The 416-nt window shown below is 60.3% G+C and carries 1 protein-coding gene; it reads right to left on the reverse strand.

Going from position 1 to position 416, the window contains the following annotated elements:
- Positions 1 to 20: 20 nt before the first annotated feature.
- The coding region (locus QJT78_RS52200; RefSeq protein ID WP_281460955.1) for a group II intron maturase-specific domain-containing protein at positions 21 to 416 on the reverse strand (396 nt) is incomplete at its 5' end.

The raw sequence follows: 416 nt of genomic DNA on the forward strand, positions 1-416 counted from the left end.
CGGCTTTCCGACAGGTTTCGTCACAAGGCGCACGTCGGCGACACTTTGCGCACGCGGTTCAGCACAAGTACGCCAGGGTTCCCATAGATCTGATCAGAGAACCGTCTGACGCCACGTCCTGGCGTCTTATGTCGTCTGCGCAGAAAGGCGAGCACGCGGTCAAAGACGTGTCGATCAACGGCCTGATGAGCCGTAGCAAGCGAGCCATAGCTGAAGTAAGCGGACCAGCCGCGCAGAAGGCGGTTCAGTCGTGCTTGTACTTCGAGCCAAGCGCCCTTGTTGCCCGGCGTCAGCAGTTCGCTGACCTTCCTCTTGATCCGCAGCACGCTTTTCTTCGACGGAGCCGCGCCAAGATACCACCGCCCCCCATTGCGGAAGTGGCGGGGTCCGAGCGTGTACCCAAGGAAGTCAAAGCT

Source organism: Bradyrhizobium sp. Mp27 (assembly GCF_029953005.1).
Classification (GTDB): Bacteria; Pseudomonadota; Alphaproteobacteria; order Rhizobiales; family Xanthobacteraceae; genus Bradyrhizobium; species Bradyrhizobium barranii.